17 protein-coding genes are annotated in these 18,102 nt (G+C 64.8%); 10 read left to right on the top strand and 7 right to left on the bottom strand.

Features of this window, described 5'->3' with window-relative positions; genetic code table 11:
- Position 1: 1 nt before the first annotated feature.
- From GJV80_RS18530 to GJV80_RS18505, 6 genes are read right to left on the bottom strand one after another with little or no spacing between them, the layout of a single operon-like run.
- Positions 2 to 1,558, bottom strand: a complete 1,557-nt coding sequence (locus GJV80_RS18530; RefSeq protein ID WP_154689158.1) for a conjugal transfer protein TraC — start codon at positions 1,556 to 1,558, stop codon at positions 2 to 4.
- Complete coding sequence (locus GJV80_RS18525) at positions 1,555 to 3,060, bottom strand: SCO6880 family protein (RefSeq protein WP_154689157.1); 1,506 nt, start codon at positions 3,058 to 3,060, stop codon at positions 1,555 to 1,557. Before GJV80_RS18525 ends, GJV80_RS18530 begins: the two co-directional genes overlap by 4 nt.
- Positions 3,053 to 4,963, bottom strand: a complete 1,911-nt coding sequence (locus GJV80_RS18520) for a hypothetical protein (protein WP_154689156.1) — start codon at positions 4,961 to 4,963, stop codon at positions 3,053 to 3,055. Before GJV80_RS18520 ends, GJV80_RS18525 begins: the two co-directional genes overlap by 8 nt.
- Positions 4,950 to 5,741 carry a hypothetical protein gene (locus GJV80_RS18515; protein WP_154689155.1) on the bottom strand — a complete coding sequence of 264 codons (792 nt, stop codon included), beginning with the start codon at positions 5,739 to 5,741 and terminating at the stop codon, positions 4,950 to 4,952. The genes GJV80_RS18520 and GJV80_RS18515 overlap by 14 nt, the downstream gene beginning before the upstream one ends.
- A 34-nt stretch (positions 5,742 to 5,775) precedes the next feature.
- Positions 5,776 to 6,117, bottom strand: a complete 342-nt coding sequence (locus GJV80_RS18510; protein ID WP_154689154.1) for a DUF6112 family protein — start codon at positions 6,115 to 6,117, stop codon at positions 5,776 to 5,778.
- A 25-nt stretch (positions 6,118 to 6,142) separates the two neighbouring features.
- A complete protein-coding gene (locus GJV80_RS18505) occupies positions 6,143 to 7,039 on the bottom strand; it encodes a hypothetical protein (protein ID WP_154689153.1) in 897 nt (298 codons plus the stop codon).
- Between the two features lie 196 nt (positions 7,040 to 7,235).
- On the opposite strand from GJV80_RS18505, the gene GJV80_RS18500 reads away from it, so the two are divergent.
- From GJV80_RS18500 to GJV80_RS18470, 7 genes are all read left to right on the top strand, one after another.
- Positions 7,236 to 7,667 (top strand): helix-turn-helix domain-containing protein, encoded by a 432-nt coding sequence (locus GJV80_RS18500; RefSeq protein WP_154689152.1) that lies wholly within the window; start codon positions 7,236 to 7,238, stop codon positions 7,665 to 7,667.
- Positions 7,668 to 7,830: 163 nt separating this feature from the next.
- Entirely contained in the window at positions 7,831 to 8,802 is a 972-nt protein-coding gene (locus GJV80_RS18495) for an integrase core domain-containing protein (RefSeq protein WP_195909011.1), read from the top strand.
- A 192-nt stretch (positions 8,803 to 8,994) separates the two neighbouring features.
- Entirely contained in the window at positions 8,995 to 9,288 is a 294-nt protein-coding gene (locus GJV80_RS18490) for a hypothetical protein (RefSeq protein ID WP_154689151.1), read from the top strand.
- Positions 9,288 to 10,358: a DUF6545 domain-containing protein gene (locus GJV80_RS18485; RefSeq protein ID WP_154689150.1), complete on the top strand. Its 1,071-nt coding sequence runs from the start codon at positions 9,288 to 9,290 to the stop codon at positions 10,356 to 10,358. Before GJV80_RS18490 ends, GJV80_RS18485 begins: the two co-directional genes overlap by 1 nt.
- A complete protein-coding gene (locus GJV80_RS18480; protein WP_154689149.1) occupies positions 10,345 to 11,205 on the top strand; it encodes a DUF2236 domain-containing protein in 861 nt (286 codons plus the stop codon). Before GJV80_RS18485 ends, GJV80_RS18480 begins: the two co-directional genes overlap by 14 nt.
- Positions 11,206 to 11,269: 64 nt before the next feature.
- Complete coding sequence (locus GJV80_RS18475) at positions 11,270 to 11,749, top strand: hypothetical protein (protein ID WP_154689148.1); 480 nt, start codon at positions 11,270 to 11,272, stop codon at positions 11,747 to 11,749.
- Position 11,750: 1 nt separating this feature from the next.
- Positions 11,751 to 13,337, top strand: coding sequence for a M23 family metallopeptidase (locus tag GJV80_RS18470; protein ID WP_154689147.1), 1,587 nt, complete (start codon positions 11,751 to 11,753; stop codon positions 13,335 to 13,337).
- A gap of 176 nt (positions 13,338 to 13,513) precedes the next feature.
- Here GJV80_RS18470 and GJV80_RS18465 read toward each other — a convergent pair whose 3' ends face one another.
- Positions 13,514 to 14,620 (bottom strand): DNA cytosine methyltransferase, encoded by a 1,107-nt coding sequence (locus tag GJV80_RS18465; protein ID WP_154689146.1) that lies wholly within the window; start codon positions 14,618 to 14,620, stop codon positions 13,514 to 13,516.
- A 116-nt stretch (positions 14,621 to 14,736) separates the two neighbouring features.
- On the opposite strand from GJV80_RS18465, the gene GJV80_RS18460 reads away from it, so the two are divergent.
- The 3 genes from GJV80_RS18460 (at position 14,737) to GJV80_RS18450 (ending at position 18,077) form a co-directional block, all read left to right on the top strand.
- Positions 14,737 to 15,426, top strand: a complete 690-nt coding sequence (locus GJV80_RS18460; protein WP_154689145.1) for a hypothetical protein — start codon at positions 14,737 to 14,739, stop codon at positions 15,424 to 15,426.
- Between the two features lie 4 nt (positions 15,427 to 15,430).
- Positions 15,431 to 15,850 (top strand): very short patch repair endonuclease, encoded by a 420-nt coding sequence (locus tag GJV80_RS18455; RefSeq protein ID WP_255455490.1) that lies wholly within the window; start codon positions 15,431 to 15,433, stop codon positions 15,848 to 15,850.
- 79 nt (positions 15,851 to 15,929) lie between these two features.
- Positions 15,930 to 18,077 carry a DUF1156 domain-containing protein gene (locus tag GJV80_RS18450; RefSeq protein ID WP_230207837.1) on the top strand — a complete coding sequence of 716 codons (2,148 nt, stop codon included), beginning with the start codon at positions 15,930 to 15,932 and terminating at the stop codon, positions 18,075 to 18,077.
- Positions 18,078 to 18,102 lie beyond the last annotated feature (25 nt).

Below are 18,102 nucleotides of genomic sequence, written 5' to 3'. Positions count from 1 at the left end.
ATCACGCCACCCCTTCGGCGTCATCCGGTGTTTGGTCCGGGAGTACTTCGGAGGCCATGGCTTCGCGGGGATCGTCGACGGTCTCGTACTTGCGGCTGCCCATCCGAGAGTCGGTTTGGATGAGGTCCCATTCGTAGCCGTCGCGCAGCACGGTGTGATCGACGACGAAGGACCGCTGGGCGACCTTCCACAGCGCGGTGGCCTGCGGGAGTCGTGGCAGCAACTCGGCTTCGATATCCGTGAGATTGAGGGTCGATCGGGTGATCGGTACTTGATCATCGGCCTGGTTGTAGACGATCCGGGTGGAGCAGTCGGCGAGCAGGCCGAGGGCGAGTTCGCGGACTTCGGGGGCGGCACCCATCAGATCGGAGATGCGGTGCAGGGCGATCATGGTCGCTGACCCGGAAGTGACGTCGTCGCCGCGTGCGAGCTTCTGCCCTTCGGAGATCCGGCGGACGATGTGGGGATAGCGGATCTGTCGCCAGCACTCGTCGAGGATCCGTACCCACTGGTCGTCGGTGAAGGTGAGGATCTGATCGACCAGCGCCTGACCACAGGTCATGGTCAACGCGACTCCGGCGTCAGAGGACCGGATCCGGGAAATGTCGATCACCACGCCGGGGCGATTCCAGTCGATCTCGACGGTCTGGCCGTCAAAGATGCCTTTGAGCGCCCCCTTGACCATGGCGCGGAAGCGAAGCGCGAGATCAAGACAGTCGTCGGCGAGCACCGAGAGCGGCACGGGGATGGCGTCGGCCATCGCCTGGGTCGGGTTGAGCATCAGCTCGCTGAACTCGGCGAGGTTGGGTTGCCGCATCCGGTCAGCCGCGACGTGATCACTTTGCCGGGTCAGCTGGGCGAGCGCCTGTTCGATCCCCGTCTCCTCGCGGGCGGTGAGCGGTCGACCGGAGGCGGTGGCACCGAGGGCGTTCAGCAGCAGGAGTCGCTGTTGCTCCATGAGCTCGATGTACATCCGCTCGTCGATGCCGGCGGGCCGCTCGGGCGCGTACAGCGGATTGAGCGCTTTGCCCATGCCGGGGCCGAGTTGGACGAGGGTGGCTCCGACGGCGCGCGCCAGGGGAGCCATTTCGCCTTTGGTGTCGGCGGGGTTGATGAACCGTACGCCGAAGGCCAGCAGTCGCAGCGCCATGGTCTTGATCAAGGAGGACTTGCCGGAACCGATGGTGCCGAAGATCGCGACGTTGGGATTGGGCAGCAGCCCGGCACGGTACAGCTCGAACGGATCGAAGCGGAACGCGCCCCGCGTGAACCGGTCGCGGCCGATGAACGTGCCATCGGCGGTGAAGCCGTGCTCGGCCACGAACGGGTACGTCCCGGCGATCTGGGCGGTCGTCTCCTCCTGCGCCCGCAGCCGCAACCGATGGAAGACCCGGCCGGCGCGTGGACCCGAGGGGCCACGGCCGGCCGGTGCGATATCAAGTGTCCCGAGGATGTCGGCCAACGAGTCGTCCACCCGCTCCGCCGGCGGCCGGCTGCGCCACGGGGTCCGGGACGCCGTAGTCGGCGACGTGGTGACGGAGTTGGAGTCGCGCTTCATCGCAAACCTCGCGCCAGGGGCAGTGCGGCGACCGCGAAGGCCTGGTCGTGTTCGCCGGGGAGTCGGGTGATCTCCAGTTGGGACCGCTGGGCCAGTGATTCGATCTCGCCGGAGGCCACTTCAAGATCTGCAAGGTCCGGCGACGAGACGGACAGGAAGCCGAGCATCCGATAGAGACCGTGACCGGCAACCAGCTCGGACTCTCGCCGGTCCACATCGGTCGCTTCCACCTCGTGTAATCGGGTGGTACGGCGCCGGAAGCGTTTCCGCATTGCTGCTTCGGAGGTCACGCCGGACTGCTTCAGAGTCACCCGGCGACTCGCCCGACTCGGACTCAGCGGTTCGAGGATGATCGACACCGTGCGCTGATGCTGACTGGACAGCAGCAACGGTGACAGGAACGCAGAGTCGACGTACTGGCGCGGCCACTGCAGGATCCACCAGCAGCGATGGACGGCTGAGTCCGTGCGGTAGTAGGACCAGGTGTTCTCTGCGTGCATCGGTCCGCAGATCCGCGGGTCGACACCGGACGGCAGCCCGTCGTCGCCGCCGCGGTTGTCGGATGCTGCGCCGCCACGCCGCTGGATCAGCGGTCGCGAAGTCGGGTCGTACGCGGTTCGGATGATCTCGCCGAGCAGCCGGGGTGAACACCAGCCCTCGACGCGGACGCCTGCCGCCTTGAGTCCCTCGGTGATCTTGTCGATCTCGCGTACCACCACGGCCGATGCGCCGGGGTGACCGCCGCCGGCCTGACGGATCTCCGAGCCTGCGCGGCGGGCGTCGATGGTGACGGCGACGAAGCATTCGTGGGCCTGGGTCGAGCCGTCGACGGCGGCGAGGAGTTGCTCGTAGTTGGCCGCTTGCAGTGTGCCGTCGTGGTGGCCGCGGCGGGCCCAGTCGCGATGCAGCGCGTCGCCGGAGTCGGGCAGCGTGCGTTCGAGCACCTGGAGACGGCTGACTGCGCCGCCCTCGGAGCACAACTGGGCAAGCAGATTGCCCCAGGCGTCGACGCGCGCCGCACGCACGGAGGTTTCCAGGAGGGCGAAGGTGGATCCTTCGAGGGCGAGAACACCGGTGTAGGTCTTGGCGCACGGGTCGTGGACGATCGCAATTTCCGCGCCACTGCTGCCGTCGACCTCGAAGTTGATCAGGCGGAGCTGGGCGAGGTCGCCGGGCAGCACGAACTCCACGGTGTCGGTGTCGCGCATACGGAACACGCCTCCTCGATAGACGTCGTGGCCGGTGAGGCGCTGGCCCCAGAAGCTGACGATGACCGGGATGTATTCGACGATCGTGCGACCACGCAGCGGCAGGAACGCAACCGTCAGGCAGGCCGCTGCCAGAGCGATCCAGCCTGCCCGCGCCGGTCCGCTGGTATCGGCGTTGAAGATTCGGGTGCTCGTCCAGACAGCGACGATTCCCAGCAGGAGTTGGGAAGTCGTCATCCCGAGCAGCCAGCCGTGAGACTCGCGTGGGCCGAAGCGGACCTGTTGGCTACTCATGATCGTCGTCTTCTGTGCCGGCGAGGGAGGATGGCTTCTGGGGCAGCGCGGGCTGGTCGTCGGACTTGGGAACTTCAGGTACGACGGTGCCGGGGATGATCAGGTGCGGCTCGGACGGGTCGATCGTTGGACGTTGTTTGGCAGGCGCATCGGGCTGCTGGATGACAGTGATGTTCGTAGGCGTCGTCTGCTGGTTGGTGGTTGCCTCGGTCTTCTGCGACGACGGGTGATCGCCGGAGTCGTGCTGGGTCCGGCTGCCGTACGGAATCCGGGAGATCGGCGGTGACGGTACGTGGGGTGCCTCGACGTCTCCAAAGACGCCGCCACCGGTTGCGGCGTGCCCGGCTAGCCAACGACCACCGGACTCGAGAGCACCAGCTCCGATGGTGGCCGCCATCGCGGCGATGCCCACTGGACCACCGAGCGCTCCCGCGGCACCCCGAGCTCCAGCAGCGCCACGGATGCCTGCCGCGGTGCTCGCTCCGGCGTGCCCCGTACCCGAGGAACTCGCTTGAGTTGACGATGCGGTCAATGCGGGACGGGGCGCATTGCGTTCCATGATCCTCCGCGTCATGTCCGCGCTCGTCGCCACCGACTGGGACGCTTGCCCGGTTACGCCAGCCGATGCGCGCGGCGCCGTACCGGCGGACGTGTTCATCAGCCCGCCGGAGAACCTGTAGATCACGCCCGGCAACAGAGCGGCCAACAGGATGATCGCCACACCCAGCAAGGCGTCGGAAAAGCTGGCCTGCGGTTCGCCTTGGGAGGGCACCGACACCAAAACCGCTCCGACGCGTACGGCGATCACGATCAGCGGCTTCGCCAGCAGCAACGCGACGAACATCCGTACGGCCGCAATGAACCATTCGCGGGTCAGCCGCGGCCCGGCGGCGCCGGCGAGCGTGAGCGGTAGTGCCATAATGATCATGAGCAAGGCGATGTTGCGCATCAGCAGAGCGACTAGGGTCGCGACGATAGCGATGATCAAGAACATGCAGATCAAGATTGCGATGAGGCTGCCGGGTTCATCGAAGCCCGGTCGCAGCTTGGGTGCTGCACCGCTGATGTACTCGACCCAGTTCGCGAAGTGCTGTCCGGCGCGATCGAGATTGGTCTTACCGGATGCATCCGGGCGCCCGGCGAGCCACGTCGCGACATCATCGGAAGCCTTCATCAGCAGTACGGCGATCGCCACGCCGCCGGACCAGAACAGGCCCCATGTGATCACGCCGAGGATGGCGGTGCCGAACTGTCGAAAGTCGAAGCGGATCGCGGAAATGATCAAGGAGGTCAGAATGACACCAAGCAACAGGGTTGCGCCGACGGCGCCGACGTCGCTGTAGATCGATACGATGCCGTGGTTGTGCCAGCCGTCGAGGAGTCCGATGACCTGGGTGTTGTCGGTCAGGACTGTCAGCAGGTTCTGCCAGAGGCTGGTGATGGCCTGTTCGAGCCAGATGTGTACCTGTTTGGCCAGGCAGTCGAACGTTGCCGGGGCCGAGGTGATGCAGGCCAGCTTCTGTACCGATGGAACGACCTTGTCCAGGAACTGCTTGCGGGCAGGGTCCAGTATCTTGTCCAGGACCGACGTACAGAACGGGACGGCTGGTCGGGCCCAGATCGGCAGCGACGCTTCACAGGCGGCGCGGATCCCGCTGTTGTTGCCTTCCGGATCGACGTTCTCGACGATCACCTCCTGACACAGATTGTGCGGGTCGATCTTCGTGGGCAGCTTGGGAATCGCCGGCATCGTCTGACACATCGACGTCGCCACTTCTTCGGCGACCTGGCGGCGCTCCTCGGTCGTCGGCGAGGCGCTCGCCCGGGGCGCAACGAGGGAAGCTAGCGCGCCGACGAGCGCGGCCATGATCACCAGGCGTCGAATCCAGCTAGTGCGCAGCATTGGCGTACTCGAACCAGGTCTGGTCGGCGGTGTCGGTGATCTCGCCCGCATCGGCCGGGATCCGCGACAGGATCGACCGCTTCTCCGCAGCGCTCGGATTGCCCGCAGGATCCGCCGGATCAACAGCGGCGCCGCCGGTCTGGGCCATCAGTTGATGATCAAGTTTCCAGTCGCCGCTGGCCCAGACGACCTGGACCGCATCGATTGCCCACAGTTGATCGGTGGTCCCGCTGCGGTCGGTGGTGACTTCCGGTGCCCAGATGTAGATGGTTGCCTGGTCGTCGGAGTAGTGGGCGACGGCGTACGCACCCCGGGCCGGCTCAAGCTGATCGGCCTTGAGGTCATCCATGCCGGAGCGGGTCTCGTCGGAGGAATGGATCAACGCAGTACGGGTTGCTGCATCGGCAGCGGCGGAGGTGGCCATCGCGTCGGCGGTCGACTTGTCGGTGATTCTGATCGAATTCAGCCACATCAAATAGTTCGTCGCGGCGGTAGCAGCACCGGCCTTATTGTGGTCGTAGCCAAGAGGGAGCCCGGCCGGTCCTTTGGAGCTGCCGCCCGTCCCGGCGTACGCCCTACCCACGGCCAGCCCAGGCTCAGATGATCCGGCTGTCTGGCTCGGAGAGCTGACCGGGTCCGAACCCGTCGTGTGGGCAGGCGGTGGTGGCGGTGTTGCATTGGTGGAGCGGCCGGCCAGATAGGCGATGACGGCGATCAGTGCGAGGACGACGACGATTCCTGCGGTGATGGTGATCGTCCGGCGGGGACTGCGTGGCATGGGCGCCTCCTTGCGTCCCGTACCTGCGGGGGAGTCAGGCTCCGGCGTTGTAGAAGAAGTTGATCAAGGTCGCCGAGATGCCGACCAGGAACGCCACACCGAGGGAGGCGAAGATGCCGACCTTGCCGACGGTGCTGGCCTGGGTGAAGCCGAGACGGGGACCCATCGCGAGAATCAGCCCGGAGAGCAGCAGCCCGATCAGGCAGGCGATGATCGCATAGAAGCCGATGGTGTTGATGAGGTCCTGGATGGCTTGGCTGCCCGGCGCGTTCTGTGCGCCCTCGGCGATGTCGGGTCCGTTGACAACATCCTTGCCTCCGTTCGGCGGTGCCGCCCAAGCGGCGGTGGGAACTGCGGCGAAAGCGACGGCCGTCATCGTGCTGGCGGTCAGAGCCGAAACCCTACGTGTCTGATTCTGCATCTGATTCTTCCTTCCACGGTGCGCCGGCGTTCACCGCTGGGGGGATGGAGCGGTGCAGGTCGGCGCACAACTGGATGAGGGAGTTGCGGACCGGGCGGGGAACCCGATGTCCGGACGGTAAGACGGCTCCGGGGCCGAGCGACATGTGCGCAGGCAATCTGTGGACAGAGCCACAGCGGATCGCCAACGCCGTTGCGGCTGGCCTGCTGGCGCGGTCAGGTCTGCCGACACCCGAATTGATCACCACAGCGATCCGCTCCCTGACAATGCCGCGATCGGCCGCTAGCCACACGAGGGCATCGGCTGTGTCACCCAGGCTGAGCCGATCCGGGCGTGTCAGGAGCACGACCGAACTGGTGGGATTGTTGGCAGCGATCTCCGCCGTGGTGACGATTCCGGCCGGTGAGTCGACGATCACGAGCGGTCGCCCGTCGCCTAGGTGATCAAGATCGGTGGGGATGCGTACGCGTCCGCCGGCCCGGGTGACGGCAATGTGGTCGCGGCCTTGCGGCACACCCCAGCGACGTCCGGCGCGGGTGAGCGGGAAGGGTTCGAGTTCGGCGAGGGCGACCGGTCGGTGCAAATGGGCGTACGGAAGACCGGCGAGGGTCAGGGCGATCAAACCGGCAAGAGTCGTACGACCGGTGCCGCCGGCCAGGCTGCAGACGAAGATCCGGTGATCGGCAGGCCAATGCGCCAGAGCGAGTTGCTGCTCGACCTGCGTGTACGAGTGTCGCCGCGCCGGTAGGCGTACGAATGTCGCGTCGATCCCGTCCGCAACTTCGATGAGTCGCTGGTTCCGGGTGAGATCGACCGACACCGGGCGGGCTCCGTACCCGGCGCCGGCTCCTTCGGGTCCCGAGATCGCATGCATCACCCTTGGAGCATAACTACGGTTATCAGAATTCGCTAGAGTCCATGCGGAAGTTGTGCAACCAGAGTTACCTCCCGGGACACGATCGCCAGCTGACTGTTCTGAAGTTGGCTGACGCCTGCCGGGTCTGTGCTGGAGGTGCCAGATGTGGGATGCTGGTCGAGTTGCAAACAATCCGGTGGGCTGAAGAGGACAGGTTGTGGCTGAGGACGGCATCCCTGGTTTGGCGGACAAGTTGAATCACCTGTTCGCCACCGTGCCTGGCCCCGGCCGCAACGGGCTGTATTCCAACGACACCGCTGCGAAGGCGCTCAGCGACCGCGGCATCACGGTTTCCGGCGTCCACATCTCCCACCTGCGATCCGGACGTCGCAACAACCCGTCGGCCCGATTGCTGGCCGCAATTGCCGATCTGTTCGGAGTGCCCATCGGGTACTTCTTCAACCCAGAGCTGGAGGAACGCGTCACTGCCGAGCTGGGCGCATTGGCGGCAATGAAGGATGCCCGGGCCAAAGGGCTGATGCGGAGGGCGCAAGGCCTGAGCCCGGAGAGCCTGGACAACCTGGAAGCGATCATGGACCGACTCCGTCGGATCGAGGGTCTTGATGACCACGAAGAGGCAGAGAGCTAGAACAGCACGACGTGTCAGGTCCGCGGCCGCGCGGACCGACGGTCTGCTGCCGGCAACTGGTCTAGTCCTTCCGGTTTACGGGATGAGGTGACACCGCTCCGGTGAGGGCGGGGTCACGGGTGGGAACCTTTGGTTGCTTCCTGTGACCGAAGGAGACCATCCCGTGACCCCTGATTCCATCATCCATGATCGTCGTGCTGCTCTGATTGCCCATGCGGCCAAGGTCGGTGTCACCGAGGCCTGCCGCACGTTCGGTGTGTCTCGACAGTCCTACTACCGATGGGTCCGCCGCGCCCAGCAGTACGGGTCGGCATCGTTGATGCCGAAGAGCCGCCGGCCACCGGTGATGCCGAACGCGATGAGCCCGGAGGAAGTGTCGAAGATCCTGGCGATCGCGGTCTGCCAGCCGACCCTGGGTGCCCGCCAGCTGCTGCGTCACCTGGCCCGGATCGGAGTGCGTCGATCGGCGTCCGGAGTTCAAAAGATCCTCCGCAACCACCACCTCGGACACCGTCAAGACCGGATCGCCGCGTTGGCCTCGATCACTGCCGCAACCACCGGCGTGGTGACCGATGCCGCTGCCGAGGGCCCATTCGGGTTCTGCCACTACAGCCCGCTTCCAGGACGCGAGGTCGCCCTGGATTCCTTCTACGTCGGCAAACTGAAGGGTGTCGGCGCGATCTGGCAGCTCACCGCGATTGACGTCTGCACCCGGTGGGCGGTGGTCAGCCTGATCGTGGGAGACAAGACCGCCGAGCAGGCTGCCAGCTTCGTTGACCACGTCGCCGCCGAACTCGCCCGGCTCGATATCACCCTGACCGGCGTGACCACCGACAACGGCCCGGAGTTCACCGGCCGGGCGTTCACCACCCATCTGACCGAGATCGACATCGCTCATCACCGGATCCCGCCCCGATCGCCGAACCACAATGCAGTCTGCGAACGCTTCCAAGGCACCGCACTGCACGAGTTCTACCGGCCGATGTTCCACCGGGCCCGGATCGACCGCGTCGACGACCTGGACCACGCACTCCAGCACTGGATCGACGACTACAACCAACACCGCCCCAACCACAGCGACTACATGCACGGCCGAACACCCCGCCAAGTCCTTGATCAACACCCACTCCGCTAACCTCAAACCCGAAAGCGCAACCAGAGGCGACCACCTGTCACCTCATCCTGTGATCCGGAAGGTCTAGTCGACGATCTGATCCGCTCTGTTTCGATCGAGCGCCATCGGACCATTCGGCTGTTTACCGAAGATCTTGGTCCGTACGAGCCAAGCGGCTTCTGGATCGCCACCCAACGTCATGACTGGATTGTTGTGCCCAAGCGCATCGGAGCTGCGCAGCGAACGGCGATCATCTGCCACGAGTTGGCGCACATGCTGCTGGGCCACATGCCGCTGGGCTCCGATGATGATCTGGACGAGCTTGTCAGGCTGGTGGCTCCGCATGTGGACCCGGCGATTGCAAAGAGGTTCCTCGCCAGGTTCAGTTACGCCGATGATCTTGAAGCCGAAGCGGAGGCGCTTGGAACACTGTTGGCAACAAAGCTCGCCTATCGGGCCGAACGGCTGCGGATGATGCGTGACGCTGTATCGGATCGGCTGCGCTGATGCTTACCGTCGCGGTCGTGATCACCTGGCTCGCAGCCGGCTACCGGATCGCGATCTCGGCGTCGCGGCCGCGAACGTTGTGGCGGTTCTCTTTCACCTCCGTCATGGTCACGGTGGCCATCGCCTTGACGTTGTACGAATTCCGCACACCGGTTGATCACTACCTCGGCGTGCGTGCCCTGGCCGGCCTGCTGTCCCGCCTGGTGATCAACGTCGGCATTGGCTTCCTGCTGGTCTATCTCCACGCCTTGCGCGGAAAGGACGTTCCGACGCGTGCGCTGACCGGCTACGCGATGATCACCATCGCGGTGTTGCTGACCTTGGTGATCTCATGGTCGGCGGGATCCTTTCGCACGCGCGAGCTTGATGATCTCTTGGAAAGCCCGTCGGCGTCGGCCGCCGTCTACTGTCTGGTCTTCTGGTCATTTCTCGGCACGGGTTTGGCGATGACCGCGCGAACCTGCCGCCAGCGGTGGCGGACCGCCCGGCACGCAGATCCCGGCAGGGAAGTGAGTCTGCTTCTAACCGGCAGCGGGGCGATGGTCGGATTGGCGGTACTGATCCTGTGGTCGGTGTCCTTGGTGATGGCGGCATCGGGCGCCGATGGCACGGCCCTCAATGCGGTGGGTGATCGGCTCATGCCGGGAGCAGCCGGCCTTGTCGCCGTCGGCGTGATCTGCTTGCTGGTCGTGCCGTATCTGGCCGCGCTGTGGGTGACCGGTCGGCGCTGGCGGGCGCTTCGTCCACTGTGGACGGAACTCGTTGGGCGGTATCCGCAGGTTCACTTGGATCTCCAGCCGTCTGGCGGCCCGCTGACGCGGCTGCAGTTCCATGTCGAGCGGATGATCATCGAAACCCTTGACGCCCTCCGTATCGCTCCGGCCGGACAGGTCCCGCCCGGCGTCGGTGGCGTCGATGCCATCGCGGGTTGTCTCATTGCCGAGTCCGCGGCCGGGAGTGGCGTCCGCGCCGCGGAACTTCTTGATCATTCTGATTCGCGCGATGCCGAGGTTGATCAACTAATCTTGCTCGCGGCCGCATTCGAGAGGTTGCATCGTGTCGCTGCATGAGGAGCGACGGCGTCGTACGGCCGAACTGGCAGCGCTCGATCCCGAACGCGACTGGCACGAGATCTACCAGCGGCTGATCTTGTGGGAGCTGCCCGCCGAAGCACGCTTCGGGTTCCAGCTGGCCTTCTACCGACCGCTCGCCGTGCCCAGGATGGCCGAACTTCTGCGCAGCACCGGTCACATGCAATTCGACACCACCAGACGTGCCTACGACACCGGCCTTGTCATACACGAGATCATCTACGGCGGCGTCGACTCCGATCGCGGACGTCGCATGGTGCGCCTGATGAACAGGCTTCATGATCGCCCGGATATCCATGACGAGGACATGACCTACCTGCTGTCGGCGCTCATGGTCGTGCCGACCCGGTTTATGGATCGGTACGGCTGGCGAACGGTCACCGAGGCCGAGCGTTACGCGACCTGGCGATTCTGGGACGAACTGGGCGAGCGAATGAGCATTGGCGTCCGACCCGGCTCCTACGACGAGGCTGTCCTGCTCGTTGAACAGTACGAGCCGGAGCACTTTGCCGCGAGCACGGCCGGGGCGGTGCTGACCCGCGCCGCGCTCGATGCGCTTCGCGACCGTCTGCCGAAGCCGCTGCGGCCGATGGCTGCCCAGCTGACCAGCGCCCTGGTCGGCGATCCTGCCGTCTCCCGAGCACTATGCCTGCCCATCCCGAACCGCGCATCGCTGGCCGTGGTCAACGGTGCCGGGGCCCTGCGCAGGATCATCCAACGCCGACAGCCGCCGACCGCGGAAGGCTGGTTCACGCCCGGACAGGCGGCCGGCAGCGTCTATCCGGGCGGCTACGGCCTCGACCAACTCGGTCCCAGAGAACGGTAGACGTAACCCAATCTGTTCTGTAGCTTAGATCATCAGTCAAACCTCGAACAAAGGTTATGGGCTGATGAAATGGATCGTACGGAGCCTGGGAGCGCTGCTGGTTGCGGTGCTGGTCGCCCACGTCGCCTTCCACCTCGGCTCATCCGCCCCGCAGCCCCGGGGACCGGGGTTTGGGGTCAGTGCGCCACGCACTAAGCAGCACACCCAGCCATCGCCCGTGGTTGTGTCGACCGACCCGGCGCCAGACTGGGAAACCACCACGCAGCAGTTCGTCCAAGCGTTCCTTGATCATTCCCGGACCAGAAGCGTACGGCTCCGATCGGTGGCCACACCTCGGCTCGCGACCCTGCTGGCTCGAACCGATCCCGCCAAGATCCCGGACGGACGACCGGTCGGCGAACCGCGCGCAGTCGCGGAGACCCACGAAACGGTCACCGTCGCCCAGCAACTATCCGACGGCTCGGCGATCGCGCTCGACCTGGTGCCGGACCCCACCCGTGCAGCTGGCTGGGTCGTGACCAGCGTCAGGCCGGGAGCACGCTGACATGCGCCGACTGATCGTGCTCGGTTCGGTGGCAATCGCGATCGTCGTGTTCCTGCCCTTTGCCGGCTTCCTGACCGCGCGCAACGTCACGCCGACTATCTGCGACGGGGATGGCATCTCCCAGCCGATCATCCCCGGTCCGATCCCAGACATGCCGGGGCTGACCGATGGCCAAGTGCGGCTGGCCAAGATCATCTGGCTCCAAGCTCACAAGCTCAGCTCGCGTCTCCGCGGACCCGCCGATCAGGCTGCGGTGATCGCTATCGCCGTCGCTTCGCAAGAAAGCACCCTTGGAGCCAACCCCACGATCAATCGACCGAACGCCGACGGTGATGCCGGACCATTCCAGCAACGCACCATCCCTGGCTGGTACGGCAGCCTGGCTCAGGTCACCGATCCCGCCTACGGTGCCAGCAGCTTTCTTCTGGGACACACCGTCACTGCCGAGCAGTACGCCCAAGCCATCACCGCCGGAACCCGGCCGGCAGGTCGGACCGGCTACCACATCCCCGGCCTGGCGGACGTTCCCGACTGGGCCCACATCGACATCATCGACGCCGCCGATCAGGTCCAGCACTCGGCGTTCCCCGATGCAGTCGCCGATGACATCCCCGTCGCGCGAGAATTCGTCACCGCCTTCGACGGAGGCTCATCCAACAGCTTGATCGCCGACGCAGTAGGTGTCCAGCCGACGGATCCCTGCGGTGATGGAACGCACCCGACCGGGTGTCCGCCATCCGGATCACCAGCGGAAGCACGCCTCAAGCCGGACACCTTGCTGGTTCTGCGGTGCATCAAACAGCAGTTCCCAAAGATCATGACGTTCTACGGCTACCGAGCGCACGACCAGTATCCGGACCATCCATCCGGCCGAGCCGTGGACATCATGATCAGCTCCGCTTACCGCGACTTCAACAGTCCGGAAGCCGTCGCCTACGGAACCAAGATCGCCAAGTGGGTCAAAGCCCACCACGCCGAACTCGGCGTGCAATACATCATCTATCGGCAACACATCTGGAACATCCAACGTGCAAGCGAAGGCTGGCGCTTGATGCCGGATCGCGGCAGCCCGACCGCCAACCACATGGACCATGTTCAAGTCACCACCTACGGCAACGCAGCTAAACCGAGCGGACCGCCGCCCAAGATCATTAGCGGCAAGGCAGTGACACCCGTCGAGCACTACACAATCACCGCCACCTTCGGCGAAGTCGGCTCCTGGGCCCGCTACCACACCGGCCTTGACTTCGCTGCCCCGATCGGCACACCCGTCCGTGCTGCGTTGGCTGGGACGATCACCCATGCCGGGTACAGCGGCGCTGCCGGATCGTGGGCTGGTGACTACGTGACCATCAAGCACGCCGACGGCACGCGCACTCTGTACGCCCACATGTCAGCCACGAATGCCGTGGTGGGACAGTCTGTCATGACTGGCGAGCGCGTCGGCGCGATCGGAGTCACCGGCAGGAGCTTCGGTCCTCATCTCCACTTTGAGACCTATCCGGCAGGGATTCAGCCTGGCGACACCTATGCGGCCGTAGACCCTGCGAAATGGCTACATCAGCGAGGTGTCGGCGTCGGTCTGTAGAGGCGGTATTTGCGCATCGACGCGGCGAGACCTTGGTCACGGTGTCTCCCCAAGAAGGAGCCGGCGAGCTACATCGCGAATCGGGTCCGCTCGATGGTCGGAAGGAACCGTCGCTGTTCTCTGAACTTCGACTCGATCTTGACCTGACTTTCGGTGAGTCCCACCTGGTCAACTTCTCAGAGGAGTCTGGCGAGATGGGCACCAATCGCCTTCGCGAGCGGGATCGGGACGGCGTTGCCGATCTGGCGGGCGATGGCGACCTTCGAACCGACCCACTTGTAGTCGTCGGGAAAGCCCTGGATCCGCGCAGCCTCGTGGTGGGTGAGCGCCCGGTGTTCGGTCGGGTGCAGGTATCGCCCCTTCTCCGGCTTGAAGAACTCGGTCCGGATGGTCACCGAAGGCTTCTGGAAGTTGAGCCGGCCCATCACGTCGCCGCTGCCGTTGTTGTGCTTCCTCCAGCAGTCCGACAGCAAGTTCTCCGGGATGTCGAAGCGGTTGCCGTCAGCGGGGATGTGGCGGAAGCGGTCGATGGAGAGCTGCTCGTAGTGTCGAGTCAGGTGAAGTTCGCTCGTCTTGAACGCTCCGGGGAGCAAGGTGCCGTCGACCTCGATGACTCGACTCGGCAGATGGATGTCGGTCACGGCGCGCCGGAGACCGTTGAGAACGTCGCCGAGCGTAAGCCACGCGACGTGAGTGTCGTCCGCGACCTTGGCGTGTGTGGTTGGCGGGAATCCCGGAAAGGGCAGGTCACGGTGGTGGCCGATCAGGATGACGCGCTTGCGGACCTGGGCAGCGCCGTAGTCGGCAGCGTTGAGGATCTTCGCCTGGAACGTGTAAGCACCGAGCCGCTGACTCGGCCGGCACTGGCGCTTGAACCGAACCAACTGCACCGACGTCAGAAACTGGGGCACGTTCTCGAGCACGAAGTACTTCGGCTTGGCCTTGCGGATCGTCTCGGCGTACCGGAGCCAGAGTTGGTTGCGCTCATCGAGTTGCTCCTGCTTGCCGAGCGCAGAGAAGCCCTGGCACGGAGGTCCACCGATGACGAGATCCGCCCCGGGGATCTCCTCCTCCTTGAGCCAGTCCTCGATGCCGCCCGCGAACACGGTCTCCGGATCGTGGTTCTCCGCGTATGTGGCGGCAGCCGCCTGGTCGTGCTCGATGGCCCTCAGGGTATTGAACCGAGCCGACTCTGCTCCGAAGCCCGCGCTCAGGCCGCCAGCGCCACAAAAGAGATCAAGTACGCGAATCTGGGGGCACGAAAACGACCGAGGCTCCACCATGGCACTGAACTTTAGCCGGCCCGCACGACATTTATGCGGTAGCTCGGTGAGACTCGCCGGCGACACCATACTCGCAACCTGCGACGGACTCGTAGGCTCGAAGTGTGTTGCACGAGGTGACGGCCGACGGCGGTATCGGTTTCTGCCATGATGCGGTTCCCGCTCTGCTGCCTCCGGGCTATCACGGGCCGCTGGTCGTCGCGCTCGACTCGAACGTGCTGATCGACCTGCAGCAACACGGTGCCGAACTCATCAACGCCGCGGACCTCGAGGTCCCGGAAGACTACAAAGGGGAGTTGCTCGCGCTCGGCGCCATCGTTGACATCTGGATGCTCCGTGACATTCGGTTCATCGTGACGCCGAGGTCGCGTACCGACGCGAAACGACTCTCCGAGCGGTTCCTCGCCACTCGTGGGCCGGCGGTCGACGCGTTGGCGCAGAGCTTGGCATTTCAGTGCGGGGACTGGAGTGTGCCGGCGCCCTCGGAGGGCTCGCTGCCGGCGCTCGGATCAGTCACCGGCATCCCGGACGGGGCTGACCGCGACTTGCTGCTCGAGGCCCAGGCGGCCGGCGCACACGTGTTCCTCACTCGTGACGAGCAGGTAATCACGGCTGCCTCCGTTGAGGGGCCCGTATTACGAATCCTTCGGCCGACGGGTCTGGCGGACGAGCTGGTCCTGGGCGGCGTTCAGCTCTTCGCCGGCGGACAGTGTCTCGCCGAGGACTGCCCGTACGCTGCCTTCAGCATTCCCGCGCCGGACCTGGGCAAGTGGAGCGGGTTGCTCTCCATCTTCGAGGAGTCGTGAACCGGTGGGGACGAGCACGGATCGCCGGACGTCACTTCGGATGTCGCGTCAGCGCACGCGGGACACGGCCGGGGAATGGGCTCTGCGCCGGCTCTTACATGCGCGGGGCCTGCGGTATCGCGTCGATGCCGTCCTGCCCGGCCTCCATCGCAGGCGAGCGGACATCCTGTTCCCGCGACAGAAGGTCGCTGTATTCGTAGACGGGTGCTTCTGGCACTCCTGTCCCGAGCACAAGACCGAGCCGAAGAGCAACGCCGCTTGGTGGGCGACGAAGCTGGCTCGCAACGTCGAGCGCGACCGCGAAACTGACATGCATCTTGCCGAACTCGGGTGGAAGGTGGTCCGGATCTGGGAGCATGAAGACCCGGGGTGCGCAGCAGATCGCGTCGTGGCGGCTGTCCGATCGGGGCAAGCCAGCTCATAACGGGTTCTGTGGACTCCCCCTGGTACGTATGTGTTGTGGGGCGGTCGGCTCCGCGTTGGGGTCGAGTCGAAGGAACAGGTTGAAGCGCAAGCTCATCGAGGTGTCGCTGCCGCTAGAGGCGATCAACAAGCAGGCGACGCGCGAAAAATCCATCCGGCATGGTCATCCGTCGACGCTGCATCTGTGGTGGGCGCGCCGTCCCTTGACTGCGGCCCGAGCCGTGCTCTTCGCGCAGTTGGTCGACGATCCGAGCGCCCGGCCAGATGAGTTCCCGACTGAGGCCGACCAACGGCGCGAGCGCGAGCGTTTGCACGGGCTTATTGAGCGGCTGGTCGACTGGGACAACATCCGAGACGAGACGGTCTTCGCCGACGCGCTCGCCGAAATTCTGAAGTCCACTGGCGGTAATCCGCCGCCGATTCTCGACCCGTTTGCTGGTGGCGGGACGATCCCGCTTGAAGCTCAGAGACTGGGGCTTCGGGCCCAGGCCTCAGACCTGAACCCGGTCGCGGTGTTGATCAACAAGGCGCTCATCGAGATTCCTCCCAGGTTCCGAGACCGTCCGCCGGTGTTTCCCGGCCTAGCGGAGTCTGAAATCCGTCAGTGGAGCCTCGCTGAGGGCCTCGCTGCGGATGTACGTGCATACGGTAGATGGATGCGCGACGAGGCGCAGAAGCGCATCGGCCATGTCTATCCAAAGGTGACGCTGCCGGACCAAACAAAGGCCACGGTCATCGCGTGGATCTGGGCGCGATCCGTCACATGTCCGAATCCCGCCTGCGGGATCGAGATGCCACTTGCTCGATCGTGGTGGCTAGGGAAGAAGAAAGGGAAGGAAGCGTACGTCGTACCGACGGTCGTCGCCGACCCTGAGACGCCGAGCGGCAAGCGTGTGGAGTTTTCGGTCGGACACGGCTCGGCAGGCGCGACAGCGAAAGACCGAGACGGCACATCGTCAGGCGGCAACGGTCGTTGCGTCGCATGTGACGCTGTGGCTCCTGCCGCATACATCCGAGCAGAAGGCAAAGCCGGACGGCTCGGGGCTCAGCTCATGGCGGTTGTGGCCGAAGGCGATCGCGGGCGGATCTACGTCACGCCGGACGAGGTTCAAGAGATGTCGGCAGTGGTCGCACCGCCCACGGCGCTTCCCACCGGGACGCTACCCGAATCGGCTTTGGGCTTTCGCGTCCAGGGATACGGCTACACGGAATGGTCTCAGCTATTCACAAACCGCCAACTTGTTGCGCTCTCGACATTCAGTGACTTGGTTGTTGCTGCGCGCGAGGAGGTGCTCGCTGATGCACGCGGGTCAGACGTGGACGCGGGCGACAGGCTCGCCGACGGTGGCATCGGCGCCGAGGCGTATGCCGATGCCGTCGCGACGTATCTGGCGATCGGGATGTCACGCTTCGTGGACCGTCACTCGCGATTGACCACATGGGATAACGGGCCTGCCAAAGAATATGAGCGCAGCGCCTTCGCCGGGCCGAAACTGCAGATGGCCTCAGACTTTGTGGAGTCCAACCCCTTTGGTAATGCTGGAGCAGACATCGCTTCAAGCATCGTTTGGGTCGAGCGCGCGCTCGCCAGTTTGCCGAAGGGTGAGCCAGGCGTCGCTACGCAGGCCGATGCCGCTTCGCGGTCTTACGCGGATGTCGTGATCTCGACGGACCCGCCCTACTACAGCAACGTCGGATACGCAGCGCTCAGCGACCTCTTCTACGTTTGGCTCCGAAAATCGCTTCGCGCGATTCACCCAAGCCTCTTCGCAACAATGCTTGTGCCGAAGGCTGAGGGAGTTAGTCGCAGAACCATCGCGGCACAGCGGCATGTCAGGCGCACGCCGATTCTTCGAAGACGGGTTCCGCAATGTGTTCGCGTTGGCACGACAGTCTGCCTCGCCAATGTATCCGATCACCGTCTATTACGCGTTCAAGCAGAGCGAGTCCACGTCAGACGGCGAGGCATCGACGGGCTGGGAAACTCTGCTGGAGGCGATGATCCAGTCCGGATGGGAGATCACATCGACTTGGCCAATCCGCTCCGAGATGGCCAATCGACTCCGCAGCATCGGCTCGAATGCTCTCGCAACGTCAATTGTCCTATCGCTCCGTCCCCGCGAGTCGGATGCTCCGATTACAGACCGACGCGAATACATCGATATGCTGCGAGAGGAACTCCCCGGGAAGCTGAGGGAACTCCAGCAGGGAGCAATCGCGCCCGTTGACTTAGCACAGGCGGCGATCGGCCCA

The organism is Microlunatus sp. Gsoil 973 (assembly GCF_009707365.1).
GTDB lineage: Bacteria > Actinomycetota > Actinomycetes > Propionibacteriales > Propionibacteriaceae > Microlunatus.
Note: the sequence above shows the minus strand (reverse complement) of the source record. Positions and strands in the feature narration are given on the sequence as shown.

What these genes read in the sequence shown, in the direction of transcription:
- GJV80_RS18515 (WP_154689155.1), bottom strand. Translation starts at nt 5,741, where the DNA reads ATGCCACGCAGTCCCCGCCGGACGATCACCATCACCGCAGGAATCGTC.
- GJV80_RS18510 (WP_154689154.1), bottom strand. Translation starts at nt 6,117, where the DNA reads ATGACGGCCGTCGCTTTCGCCGCAGTTCCCACCGCCGCTTGGGCGGCA.
- GJV80_RS18530 (WP_154689158.1), bottom strand. Translation starts at nt 1,558, where the DNA reads ATGAAGCGCGACTCCAACTCCGTCACCACGTCGCCGACTACGGCGTCC.
- GJV80_RS18520 (WP_154689156.1), bottom strand. Translation starts at nt 4,963, where the DNA reads ATGCTGCGCACTAGCTGGATTCGACGCCTGGTGATCATGGCCGCGCTC.
- GJV80_RS18485 (WP_154689150.1), top strand. Translation starts at nt 9,288, where the DNA reads ATGCTTACCGTCGCGGTCGTGATCACCTGGCTCGCAGCCGGCTACCGG.
- GJV80_RS18475 (WP_154689148.1), top strand. Translation starts at nt 11,270, where the DNA reads ATGAAATGGATCGTACGGAGCCTGGGAGCGCTGCTGGTTGCGGTGCTG.
- GJV80_RS18465 (WP_154689146.1), bottom strand. Translation starts at nt 14,620, where the DNA reads ATGGTGGAGCCTCGGTCGTTTTCGTGCCCCCAGATTCGCGTACTTGAT.
- GJV80_RS18525 (WP_154689157.1), bottom strand. Translation starts at nt 3,060, where the DNA reads ATGAGTAGCCAACAGGTCCGCTTCGGCCCACGCGAGTCTCACGGCTGG.
- GJV80_RS18470 (WP_154689147.1), top strand. Translation starts at nt 11,751, where the DNA reads ATGCGCCGACTGATCGTGCTCGGTTCGGTGGCAATCGCGATCGTCGTG.